10 protein-coding genes are annotated in these 12,478 nt (G+C 58.5%); 9 read left to right on the plus strand and 1 reads right to left on the minus strand.

Going from position 1 to position 12,478, the window contains the following annotated elements:
- The first annotated feature begins 49 nt into the window (after positions 1-49).
- Both BLS30_RS07430 and BLS30_RS07435 read left to right on the plus strand, forming a co-directional pair.
- Positions 50-730, plus strand: a complete 681-nt coding sequence (locus BLS30_RS07430; protein ID WP_090227792.1) for an SOS response-associated peptidase — start codon at positions 50-52, stop codon at positions 728-730.
- Between the two features lie 225 nt (positions 731-955).
- Entirely contained in the window at positions 956-2,644 is a 1,689-nt protein-coding gene (locus BLS30_RS07435) for a Clp protease N-terminal domain-containing protein (RefSeq protein WP_090227795.1), read from the plus strand.
- Between the two features lie 10 nt (positions 2,645-2,654).
- Here the strand turns inward: BLS30_RS07435 and BLS30_RS07440 are convergent, their stop codons facing one another.
- Positions 2,655-3,617: an L-threonylcarbamoyladenylate synthase gene (locus tag BLS30_RS07440; protein WP_046475369.1), complete on the minus strand. Its 963-nt coding sequence runs from the start codon at positions 3,615-3,617 to the stop codon at positions 2,655-2,657.
- Between the two features lie 117 nt (positions 3,618-3,734).
- On the opposite strand from BLS30_RS07440, the gene BLS30_RS07445 reads away from it, so the two are divergent.
- From BLS30_RS07445 to dxs, 7 genes are all read left to right on the plus strand, one after another.
- The gene (locus BLS30_RS07445) at positions 3,735-5,510 is read left to right on the plus strand and encodes an acyl-CoA dehydrogenase family protein (RefSeq protein ID WP_090227796.1); all 1,776 of its coding nucleotides are present in this window, start codon (positions 3,735-3,737) and stop codon (positions 5,508-5,510) included.
- Positions 5,507-6,274, plus strand: a complete 768-nt coding sequence (locus tag BLS30_RS07450; RefSeq protein WP_090227800.1) for a crotonase/enoyl-CoA hydratase family protein — start codon at positions 5,507-5,509, stop codon at positions 6,272-6,274. Before BLS30_RS07445 ends, BLS30_RS07450 begins: the two co-directional genes overlap by 4 nt.
- A gap of 70 nt (positions 6,275-6,344) precedes the next feature.
- Positions 6,345-7,874: a hypothetical protein gene (locus BLS30_RS07455; protein ID WP_139165302.1), complete on the plus strand. Its 1,530-nt coding sequence runs from the start codon at positions 6,345-6,347 to the stop codon at positions 7,872-7,874.
- A 53-nt stretch (positions 7,875-7,927) separates the two neighbouring features.
- A complete protein-coding gene (locus BLS30_RS07460; protein WP_046475355.1) occupies positions 7,928-8,827 on the plus strand; it encodes an SDR family oxidoreductase in 900 nt (299 codons plus the stop codon).
- A gap of 110 nt (positions 8,828-8,937) precedes the next feature.
- Positions 8,938-9,888, plus strand: a complete 951-nt coding sequence (locus BLS30_RS07465; protein WP_046475352.1) for a histone deacetylase family protein — start codon at positions 8,938-8,940, stop codon at positions 9,886-9,888.
- Between the two features lie 61 nt (positions 9,889-9,949).
- On the plus strand, positions 9,950-10,213 hold the full coding sequence (locus BLS30_RS07470; RefSeq protein ID WP_046475349.1) for an exodeoxyribonuclease VII small subunit: 264 nt from the start codon (positions 9,950-9,952) through the stop codon (positions 10,211-10,213).
- 221 nt (positions 10,214-10,434) lie between these two features.
- A complete protein-coding gene (gene dxs / locus BLS30_RS07475) occupies positions 10,435-12,351 on the plus strand; it encodes a 1-deoxy-D-xylulose-5-phosphate synthase (protein WP_046475345.1) in 1,917 nt (638 codons plus the stop codon).
- Positions 12,352-12,478: the final 127 nt, after the last annotated feature.

Below are 12,478 nucleotides of genomic sequence, written 5' to 3' on the forward strand. Positions count from 1 at the left end.
ATCGCAGCAGGCATGGTATTTTTCTAATGCGACTCTACCATACGAAACCATGTGTTCACGCTATACTCTGACATCACCGCCTGAAGCTGTTCGGACCCTTTTTGGTTATGCGAACGATGCAGGTTTTCCACCCCGCTATAATATCGCGCCGTCGCAACCGGTCGCGATTGTCCGTCATGGCCTGCGCGGTCAGCGGGAATTGGCATTGGTTCGGTGGGGGTTGATCCCACCCTGGGTCAAGGACCCGATGAACTTTGCAATGCTCATCAATGCGCGCGCCGAAACCGCAGACGTAAAACCGTCATTCCGCAGCGCCCTCCGTCACCGCCGCTGCCTTGTGCCTGCTGACGGATTTTACGAATGGACCGGACGCGCTGGTGCCAAACAACCCCACCTGATCAAACCAAAAAACGGCGGGCTCATTGCTCTCGCCGGGCTTTGGGAACATTGGCTGGGCGCCGATGGCAGCGAACTGGAAACGATGGCCATTCTGACCACAACGGCCAATGCCGAAATGGCGGCAATCCACGAACGTATGCCGGTCATTCTTACGCCCGATCAATTCGATGAGTGGCTCGATTGTCGTTCAGGCCGGTCTCAGGAAGCCAAAAAGCTGCTAAGTCCGCTTCCTGATAGGTCTCTGGAGATTACGCCCGTTTCCAAAGACCTGAACAATCCCAGGAACGACTTTCCTGAAGTCCAGCGCAACATGCCTGACACGTTATTGTAAGGACGCAGCCCGCTTGGCACCGCCACATTCGCCACACCTGCTTGGTAAATTGAACAAATCAATTGCGAATACTGTCTGCCCCCTCGCTTCCCAATTCGAGTGCGGTTAATCTGCCACGGCCCAGACGCGCAATTTACCGAGTGAGTTCAGGGCGATTAGAGCGATGGCCATAGGGCGCATTGCTTGATGTAAGCGAGCAGAACCCCGCGTATCGGGAGAGTGAGTATGGGCTACAGAGGCGAAGACCTGGATTTGCGCACGACGCGAACCTGGAGTGGTCGAGGTGAAGGCGACTCTGACACAGCCGGCCCCGACGCGATTTTGGATCCTCTTGCATCCCCACCTGACGGCCACGGTCCGATATGGGTCGATGACCTCCTGCTCACCTGTTGTAACCACGCCTATGAAATCGCGCTCGCCCACCGCTCGGGCGAAGTGCGTATCGAGCATCTGCTCTACGCCCTGACCCGCGTCGAAGAAGCCGCTGAAGTTCTGGAAAGCTATCGCATCAGGGTGGCCAGCCTTCGCCGCGAGTGTGGCATCGTTATAGCTGTCGAGCTTCCCGTTGGATTGGACGGAGAAGACAGCGCGCCGCGGCGCCAGCCAGCCCTTGAAGACGCGCTCCGAACCGCAGCACACTTGGCCTTCCGCCGGAAGAGCCCGGCGGGCGTTGCCGATCTCCTACAGGTCTTCGTTGATCTGCGACCGGATCTTCCAGGCCTCGACCTCCTCCATCGCTTTAGCTTGGTCAACAATCGCGACTACTATCGCTCGCGCTCATCTGCCTTCGAGCCGGACTACAACGATTATTCGACGCCGCGGGAGCGTCCACGCCGCCCAGCGCGACCAAGTTATCCAGACGAGCATTTTCCGTCCGCCAGCGCGGTTCGCTACAACATCCCCCAACCGCTCAACGACAACACACAAAATGCACGCCTGGACGCTCTCGTACGCATGATCCAGACGTTGAGCGACGACCTCGCAAAAGACCGCGACAATCTCACGTCTACCTTCAAAAAACTGCAACGAGACCTCGGAAACCCACCAACGTCCGGTGCGTCATCTACAGTTATTGAAAGTATCTTTGAAAAGATTGCCACCCGCCTTGATGCACTGGAACAAGTGGTGCGAGAAGAAACCGGCGAGTCAGGACGGTCGCTCTCAGCCGTTTCCGCGCGATTGGCATCTGTCGAAAATCGCATCGCTGATAACCGCGACACAGGCGTTGACCTGGGCCCAATAGAAGACCGGCTTGGCGAAATCGAATCCGCCTTCCTGAGCCTGAGCAGCGACACCGATACGGCCACGCGGATTGATGCACTCGAAGCGACCTTAGTCGCAAAGCTTTCAGAAGCAGAAGAACGGGCCAATGCCGCAACCAACACCCAATTGGAAGCTCGAGCCCACGTTCTATCGGTAATTGAAAGCAGCCTCGCCGGACTTACGACAAGCCGCGAAGCCGCGCAGGCACTCCGCGAAAAAAATGCCCAGCGTCTCGAAGCCATAGAGACACTACTCTCGCGGCAGACACAGCCAATCGATGACACACGCCAAGCTGACCTGCTCAAGCTTGATGAAGTGCATCAGGCCATCATGACGCTGAATGAGAACCAGCACACGCTGGCTATGGCCATCCAGGCCTTCCGTTCCGCAAGCGTTGAACATGTCCAAACGATCGAAACCCGCCTCGCGCGTATCGACGCCAGCAACGAGGCCCCGGTCGCGCAGCTTCACCGCATGTCTCAACGCGTCGACGATCTACATCGCGCAGCGCTGGAACGCGATCATCGCCGAAATCGCTTCTGGTATTGGCTGTTCGGCACAAAGGACTGGCTCGCGGCAAGCTGGCCAAACCCGGTAAAGCAAACCGAAGAAGAACTACGCGCCATCAAGGACAGTGCATCGTCGACGTAGCGATTGAGCATCACACCCTCGGTCGCGGCGCAGCGGCTCGTGTCAACCGGTCATTGATGGCCTCACCCAAGCCGGTATCGGGAATAGGCATCACAGCGATAGCTGAGACCCCGGGCTGGTCGAGTTCTCTCAGGCTCGCGAATAATCGCACGGCCGCCTCCGTGAGATCTCCACGCGCGCTCAAATTTAATACTAGCCCGTTATGTTCGGGCACGTTGGGGCCGAACGCCAACAGCGCCTCACCCTTTTCGGGTCGCTCCACATTGAGTCGAACCCGAGCAGCCGGCGCGTAATGGCTCTCCAACTGGCCGGGCGACGTCGGCGTTTCCGTTGCGCCCTCGACCCGCGAGATCGGCGACCCAATCGTTTCCTCAATAAGATCGGTAGCAATCGCCCCAGGGCGGAGCAGTCGAACAACCTCTCCAGAACAATCGACGATGGTAGACTCAAGTCCGACCGTTGCAGGCCCGCCGTCCAGGATCAGATCGACGTCATCACCAAGATCCGCTGCAACATGCGCTGCGCACGTCGGACTAACCCGCCCCGACCGATTGGCAGAAGGCGCCGCAACGGGAACTTGAGCCTCCGCAAGAAGAGCCGTCGCAAGCGGATGGCCCGGTACGCGAATGGCAACCGTATCCATACCGGCGCTCACAAGGTCGGAAAGGCCGCTGTCCGCGCGCCGTTGAAGTACCAGCGTCAGCGGACCTGGCCAGAACGCCGCGGCCAAGACCTTCGCGACAGGCGTCATTATTGCGTAGCGTTCTACCGTGGCGACATCCACCGCGTGCACAATCAGCGGATTAAACCGAGGCCTGCCCTTCGTAGCAAAAATGGCGGCGACAGCATGAGCTTGCGTTGCATCTGCGCCAAGTCCGTAGACGGTCTCGGTCGGAAACGCCACAAGCCCACCCGCGCGGAGCACGGCACCCGCTTTTGCCACGGCCTGTGCGTCGGCCTTCTCGATATTCATCGACTAAATTGTCCCACAGCTCCGCCTCCAGTCTTGCCGATCCGGTCATTGCGAATAAGCTCGCGGCAAGACACGTCGCCGACACGGCGATATCCATACCACTCCATGAGGCTGCCCATGACCTATCAGGCTCCAGTAGACGACATCATGCACGTCCTCAAGTCGGCAGTCGGTCTGGATGACCTCATTGAGCGCAATTTCTATGATGATCTCGATGCCGACACGATCCGCGCAATCATGGAGGAGGCGGGCCGTTTCGGTTCGGAGGTTCTCTCGCCCCTTAACAGCGAAGGGGACCATAAGCCGAGCGCTTTGAATGGCGGAAAAGTCACGACGCCACCGGGCTGGAACGAAGCCTATCAGCAGTTCACGGCCGCAGGCTGGAGCGCCTTGCCAGGGCCTCAACAATATGGGGGCCAAGGCCTGCCGGAGATCGTCTCCATGGCGGTAAGCGAGATCTGGAATGCCGCCAACCTATCCTTCGGTCTCTGCCCTCTGCTGACCCAGGGCGCCATCGGAGCTCTTGAGGCTGGCGGCTCTGATGTGCTGAAGGAAACCTATCTACCCAAACTCGTTTCAGGGGAATGGACCGGAACCATGAACCTGACCGAACCGCAAGCTGGGTCCGATCTGGCTGGCATAAAAACGCGCGCAGTTCCCCAAGACGACGGCACGTACCGTATCTTCGGCACAAAGATCTTCATCACGTACGGCGAACATGAGCTGAGCGGCAACATCATTCATCTTGTCCTTGCGCGATTGCCTGATGCGCCCCCTGGCACACGCGGGATCTCTCTGTTCCTCGTACCGAAGTTCATCGTCAATGACGACGGATCACTCGGTGAACGCAATGACGTCACCTGCACCGGCTTGGAACACAAGCTTGGCATTCACGGCAGCCCGACGTGCGTCATGACATTCGGCGAACAGGATGGTGCGATTGGCTTCCTCGTCGGGGATGAGAACCGCGGCCTCAATTGCATGTTCATTATGATGAATGCCGCACGCCTCGCCGTTGGCGTTCAGGGCGTCGCCGTCGCAGAACGCGCGACCCAACATGCCGTTGCCTACGCAGAGGAACGTCGACAGGGCCGCAGTCCGCAAAATCGCGATGAGATGGTCCCCATCATCCAGCATGCCGACATACGTCGAATGCTCCTGGCCATGAAGGCCATGACGCAGGCGTCCCGCGCGATCTGCCTCGTCACCGCGCGCGAATTCGATTTGTCCAATCGCGCAGCAACGCCAGAAGAGCGCGAGCAGGCCGCCGCACGCGCAGCATTGCTCACCCCCGTGGCCAAAGCATTTTCGACCGATATTGGCTGCGAAGTCGCTTCACTTGGAGTGCAGGTTCATGGCGGCATGGGATTCATCGAGGAGACGGGCGCCGCGCAGTATTACCGTGATGCACGAATCCTGCCGATCTATGAGGGCACTAACGGTATCCAGGCAATCGACCTCGTCACCCGCAAATTGCCGCTCGGCGAAGGCCGCGTCATGAAAGCGTATCTCGCTGAACTCAAACAGATCGTGGAAGCCGTATCCGCATCGAACCAGCCCGAATTCGGCGCCATGGCAAAGCGGCTGGAGGAAGCCGTCACCGCGCTGACGGAAGCCTCCATCTGGATGGGCGAACAGCTTGGCCAGGATCCGCAGAAAGCCCTCGCCGGTGCCACGACGTATTTACGCTTATTTGGGATCACCGCAGGCGGGTGTTATCTTGCAAAAGGCGCGTTAGCCGCTGCGCGTGATGGCACTCAAAGTTCCCCCCCTGTCGCAATCGCGCGCTTCTTCGCCGAACAGATCGCGACAACAGCCCCGGGTCTCGCATTGACCGTTACAGCAGGAAGCGATGCTGTGCTCGGCCTTGAACCGACCGCGCTCTCCGCATGAGCAAACTCGTCGAAGGTCAGGTTACAAATCACGTCCAGGTGCTGCGTCTCTCACGGCCAGAGAAGAAGAACGCGATCAATGCAGAAATGTATCGCGCTCTTTCTGACGCCTTGGAACACGGCGATGCGTCGGACGATGTCAGGGTCCATGTCATCGTCGGCAGCGAAGGCACGTTCTCGGCAGGCAACGACCTGACGGATTTCTTGAAGACCGATGAGAACCGCGATGACGCCATGGCCGAGGTACTGCGCTTCATTCACCTCCTGCCCCACATCCGCAAACCGCTGCTCGCAGCCGTTGACGGACTCGCGGTGGGCATCGGAACCACATTGCTGTTCCATTGCGATCTGGTGTTCGCCAGCGACCGTGCCACCTTTTCAACCCCCTTTGTTGATTTGGGTCTCGTACCCGAAGCAGGATCAAGTTTGCTCGGACCACTGCAGCTGGGCTACGCGCGTGCATTCGAACTTCTCGTTCTTGGCAAACCCTTCTCTTCTGAACGAATGCGCGAAGCAGGTCTCATCAATGCCGTCGTGCCGCCGGATGAACTGGAACAGGCAGCGCTCGCAGCAGCTGCGGGCCTGGCGGCAAAGCCTCCTCACGCGCTCGCGATATCTCGCCGCCTGCTCCGGGGAAATCCAACCACCGTCCAAAATCGCATCCGAGAGGAAGCCGAACACTTCGCTGAGCGCCTCAAAGCACCCGAAACTGTTGAAGCGCTGACAACATTCACACAAAAACGGCCGCCAAATTTCTTAAAGTAACAATCATTCGGCTGAAAATAGCCCAACGGAAGTGCTAGCCTGAGGGAGAGAGAGGAATATGGCTAGCGGGATGAGATTGAAGCGCCTGAAACACTTTGTGAGCCTAGTCATGGTCATCGGCCTCGTGTTAACGGCATCCGTCAATCACGCCGGCGCCAACTGGCTGACCAAGCTCTTGAAGGAGGCCGGTGACGCTGGCGTCGACGCCGGCCGCATCGGGAGCAAGCTCGCCGTGACGTCCCTCGATGACGCCGCGTCCGTCGTCTCAAAACTCCCCCACGCACCCGGAAGTGTCGCGCTCGCGACCCACGCGACACCCGAAGGCCACTGGAAATTTGTCAATCGCAAGGGCGAAATCTTCACGGCCGGAAACGCCGACGAGATGACCCGTGTTGTCCCCGCACTCGCCCCGGAACTGGCAGGCAGCAGCCCGGGACTCGCACTCTATCTGTCCGAAGAAACGCTCTTCACCCAGCGCCAACTGCTTCGAGACTTGCCCGAAAAGGCAAAGCTCCATGTCGTGGTGGATGGAAAAGCCTATCCTGTGTTGCGCCGGGTGGGGCCAAAGGATTCCGCCCTAGTTGAAGTTCGCCCCAACGTCGTACTCGAAGCGCAGGACCGAACGCTGTTCAAGGAAGCGATTTGGCAGCTCTCCCGGAACCTGTCGAAAGCCGACGTGCGCATTCTGTCCATGACGGAAGCCGGCCCACGCACTTTAGCGGCATCACGAAAATTCGACAAAGCCGGACGATCGGTTCTAGTCGAACCTATAGATCCCAATCACGTCATCACAAGCCTTGATGCATTGCGGGGGCAGACGGTCGTCGTCACGGGGCGCGTCGAGGGCAACATGCTCAACGTGAAACCGATCTCGGGCATCTCACGCAACATTCCGCTGGAGAATTTGAAGTCGGCAGCCGCAGCAAACGACATCAATCTCGTCGTGCTCGCAACGTCGTCTCCCGCACAGCCAGGCAGCCGCAACTGGTTCTGGCAATCAATAGAGGTGAGCGGCCTGCGCGACGCACTGAAACGAGCCACATACGCTGACTTTCTTGATGCCCTCGGCGCCCAGCATGGAAAGCTTGAGCTCTCTGCAACCAAACAGAGTTCATCACGCATTCGGATCGATGCCGTTCCATACGATCACACCCCCGGCACGCAAGATATGTTCGGCGACATCCTTGGAGAGGTGGTTTCAAACGTGACAGGAAATGTCGCCACCGCCGCGGTCGAAGCACACGTAAACTCACGGGAACGGCAAACGGAACTGGACCTGCGCATCATCCCGAACATTCCCTCTACGATCCAGTTCGCTTATCTCTTCAGCCTAGTCGCCGGACTGATTGGGTTTAATGTCGTCCGAGACTGGTGGGCCCGTGTCTGGCCAAAAATGAAGCGGGAAAGCTTTGCAAACACCGCGGGCTACTATGCGACGCGGATCTTGAAACTGGTGGTGTTTTTGATTGCGTTTATGCCCCTCGTTGGCGTGCCCGCGGCTCTCGTGAGTATAATACAGCAGCTTTGGGCCATCGTAACTTTGCCCTGGCGCATTCTGACCTGGATATTCGGCTTCAGGCGAACCGGCGACGCCCAATAGCAACCCATGCTCCGCAATAACAAATGGGGCGGATGTGATCCTAGAGACGAGCCATGGCAAACCTCCATTCCAAGACATTATTTGTAACGGGCGCCAGCCGTGGCATCGGCTTGGCGATCGCGTTACGGGCAGCACGCGATGGTGCCAACGTTGCCATTGCCGCCAAAACGGCTGAGCCCCATCCGAAACTCGAAGGCACGATCTTCTCAGCCGCTGAAGAAATCGAAAAGGCAGGTGGCAAAGCCTTGGCGATCCAATGCGACATCCGCAGTGAAGAGCAGATCGAGGAAGCCGTCGCGCGCACCGCGAAAACCTTCGGCGGCATCGACATTTGCGTAAATAACGCGTCGGCGATCTCGCTAACACCGCTTGCGGAGACCGAGGCAAAGCGTCTCGATCTCATGTACGCCATCAACACGCGCGGGACATTGCTCGTCACTAAAGCTTGCTTGCCCCACCTCAAGCTTGCTGCCAATCCGCATGTGCTGATGTTATCGCCACCGCTTGACATGCAGCCGCAGTGGTTTGCCGGGCATGTTGGCTATTCCATAGCCAAGTATGGCATGAGCTTAGCGGTTCTCGGGCTGGCGCGCGAACTGGCGCCCGATGGGATCGCAGTCAACGCCCTGTGGCCGCGCACCACCATCGCGACCGCTGCCATCCGCAACGTTCTCGGAGGCGACCAATTGATCAATATGAGCCGCACCCCGGACATTTTGGCGGATGCAGCTCACCTGATCTTCTCTCAGCCGGCCTCGGAATTCACCGGCAACTTCCTGATCGACGACACGTTTCTATACGAAACGGGCAATGTAACGGATTTCGAAGGTTACAGCGTTACGCCAGGCCAGATGCTCGCTCCGGATTTCTTTGTACCGGCCAGATCCTTGCCGCCGCCCGGGGTGAACATCGCCCCCGCCGCCATACTTTCAAAGCTAGGAACCAAAGCCTAGAAAGGTCGAAACGACTGGCTTTCTTCGCGTTGGACGTAATTTTAGTCTAGCATGGCCTGAAGCCTCGCCCGCCAAACGAACAGGTTCCTCAAAGGACAGCGCTCGCCGACATGTCGACACTCCTCGTTACGCACCCCTCGTTTCTCAATCACGATACGGGCCCCGGTCACCCCGAGCGTCCCGATCGCATGCGCGCGATCGATAAAGTACTCGCCCATGAGTACTTCACCGACTTGACGCGTAAAGAAGCCCCCATGCGCGACGATGTCGAAGAACAAATCCTTTTGGCGCACCCAACGAGCTATTTGGCCCATATCCGCGCTCAGCGGCCCGGAGAGGGGGAAGGACGCATCTACCTCGACGGCGATACGCTGATGTCGCCGGGAAGTTGGGAAGCTGCTTTGCGGGCCGTTGGAGCCGGTTTAATGGCCGTTGATGAAGTGATGGACCCAGCGTCAGACATCAAGAACGCTTTCTGTCAGGTCCGTCCTTGCGGCCACCATGCCGAAACGGACAAGGCCATGGGCTTCTGCTTGTTTGCCAATGCCGCGATCGCCGCGAAATATGCACGCCAGAAACACGGCGTTGAGCGCGTCGCCGTTGTCGATTTCGATGTCCACCATGGCAACGGCACTCAGGACATCTTCTGGAGCGACAAAAACCTGTTCTTCTCCTCAACGCACCAGATGCCGCTTTTTCCAGGCACGGGCGCGCTCTCGGAGACCGGAGTCGGCAATATCTGGAACGCCCCTTTACGCAGTGGCGATGGTGGCGAACGATTCCGCGAAGCCATGGAAAGCCGTATTCTCCCGGCACTGAAGAACTTCTCGCCGGACCTGATCATCATTTCCGCGGGCTTCGACGCCCATGAAGCCGACCCGCTGGCGAGCTTGCGCCTCGTGGAAGCCGACTTTATGTGGGTTACAGAGAAACTCACCGAAGCGGCTGACCGCCATTGCGATGGTCGGATCGTTTCGCTTCTCGAAGGGGGCTATGATCTGACAGCTCTCGCCCGTTCCGTCGCAGTCCACGTTCGCACCTTGATGGACGCGGCTGAATAAACGACGTTTTCCCGAATCAACGTAAAACGCCCCAAGTTTAAGGACGAACAACCGGACATCCATGACCACCAATCAGAAATCAGAGCCGCAAGCCGACATTGCAAGTATGACCTTCGAGCGTGCCCTCAAGGAGCTCGAAACGATTGTCGGCCGACTGGAACGCGGGGATGTGGAACTCGAAGAGTCCATCACGATATATGAACGCGGAGAGGCTTTGAGAGCCCACTGCGACAAGCTTTTGCGGCAAGCGGAAGCGAAGGTTGAGAAGATCACTCTGGACACGAACGGGAATCCGGCCGGCACCGAGCCGCTCGATCCCACATAAACCGAGCTTGAAAGTCCGCGGCGATCGGCTCACGACCACGTGCTTTTCATCTGCGCTCTGCACAGATAGTGTGGCCGTTCGACGCAAAGCCGGCTCGATCCGCTCGCTCCGCTTCTCGTTAGCAAAGATCGCAACCTAAAAGACCTTATCGTGCTATGCCGGTACAAATGCTTTAAACCGGCCGTTTGAATGCAAACTAAGCAAGGAAGCGTAGTAAGAGCGTGCCAACGACACCGTTACTCGATCTCATAAAGTTCCCCGAGGACCTACGGGCGCTTCCAGAAAGCGACCTCAACCAGGTCGCCGACGAGCTCCGACAGGAAACAATCGACGCCGTCTCGGTGACCGGCGGCCACCTGGGTGCCGGACTGGGTGTAATCGAGCTAACCGTTGCCCTCCACTGGGTATTCGACACGCCACGTGACCGCCTCATCTGGGACGTTGGTCACCAGACATACCCCCACAAGATTTTGACCGGGCGCCGCGACCAGATCCGCACACTGCGCCAACCTGGCGGCCTGTCCGGTTTCACCAAGCGCGATGAAAGTCCTTACGACCCATTCGGCGCCGCCCACTCCTCAACGTCGATTTCTGCCGGCCACGGCATGGCCGTGGGACGGGATCTCGCAGGCAGAGATAACAATGTCATCGCCGTTATCGGCGACGGCGCGATGTCGGCGGGCATGGCTTATGAGGCGCTCAACAATGCCGGCGCCAGCGACGAGCGCTTGATCGTCATCCTCAACGACAACGATATGTCCATCGCGCCGCCTACAGGCGCGCTATCATCGTATCTCGCCCGCATCACATCCAGTGGCACCTACCTCTACATGCGTGACATCGCCAAGCAGTTGGCGAAACGTCTCCCAAAAAGTTGGGAACGTCGCGCGGCGCGCGTTGAGGAGTACACCCGCCACCTGTGGCAGGGTGGGATGTGGTTCGAGGAGCTCGGCTTTTATTACGTCGGCCCCATTGACGGTCACGATCTGAGCCAGCTGCTCCCCGTCCTGAAAAACGTGCGCGATGCACGCCAGGGCCCAATCCTGGTGCATGTCGTCACCAAGAAGGGCAAAGGCTACCCGCCGGCTGAGGAGTCCGAGGACAAGTACCACGGCGTTGGCAAGTTCAACGTCATTACCGGAGCACAGGACAAACCGAAGTCCAACGCGCCGAGCTACACCAAGGTCTTCGCCAAAAGCTTAGTCGAGGAAGCACGCAGAGACCCAAGCATCGTTGCTGTTACCGCGGCCATGCCTTCCGGAACGGGATTGGACCTGTTCGGCGAAGAATTCCCGAACCGTATGTTCGATGTCGGCATCGCGGAGCAACACGCTGTCACCTTCGCCGCCGGTCTGGCGACAGAAGGCTTCAAACCTTTCGCCGCGATTTATTCGACGTTCCTTCAGCGCGCGTATGACCAAGTCGTGCACGACGTGGCGATCCAAAAGTTGCCTGTGCGTTTTGCGATCGATCGTGCAGGGTTCGTCGGCGCTGACGGTCCGACCCATGCCGGCTCATTTGATATTGCGTTCCTCGGCTGCTTGCCTGAGTTCGTCATCATGGCCGCAGCCGACGAGGCCGAGCTTAAGCACATGGTCGCCACCGCGGTGACAATCGACGATCGGCCTTCTGCCTTCCGCTACCCACGCGGAGACGGCGTCGGCGTTGAACTTCCCGAGCGCGGCATACCGCTCGAAATTGGCAAGGGTCGCATCCTGCGCGAAGGCTCGACGATTGCGATTCTTTCGCTCGGCACACGGCTCGCGGAATCTCTCAAAGCCGCCGAACAGCTTGCAGCATTTGGCCTGTCAGCCACCGTGGCCGACGCACGCTTTGCCAAACCGCTTGACAAAGACCTCGTGAATAACCTCGCGCGCAATCACGAAGTGCTTATCACTATTGAAGAAGGCTCCGTTGGTGGTTTCGGCAGCTTCGTGTTGCAGCACTTGGCCGAAAACGGCCTGCTCGACAGTGGACTGAAAGTCCGGCCAATGGTGATGCCCGACATCTTCGTCGATCACGCCAAACCTGACCAAATGTATGCGAACGCTGGGCTGGCCGCGGCAGGCATCGTGGAAACGGCCTTCAAAGCGCTCGGCCGGGAAAACCTTTTGATGGACTCATCGGACCGCGCCTGATCCCGTTCGAATGGTTGTCCGCGTTGTAGTGGCCTGCCACTTACATGGCAGCCATCGCCTGTCGCGTGACGGCGTTGTTATTCAAATTTATATCGCGACAAAATCGCGTCTTTTCTGCCGCCTTCAT

Source organism: Filomicrobium insigne (assembly GCF_900104305.1).
Taxonomy (GTDB): domain Bacteria; phylum Pseudomonadota; class Alphaproteobacteria; order Rhizobiales; family Hyphomicrobiaceae; genus Filomicrobium; species Filomicrobium insigne.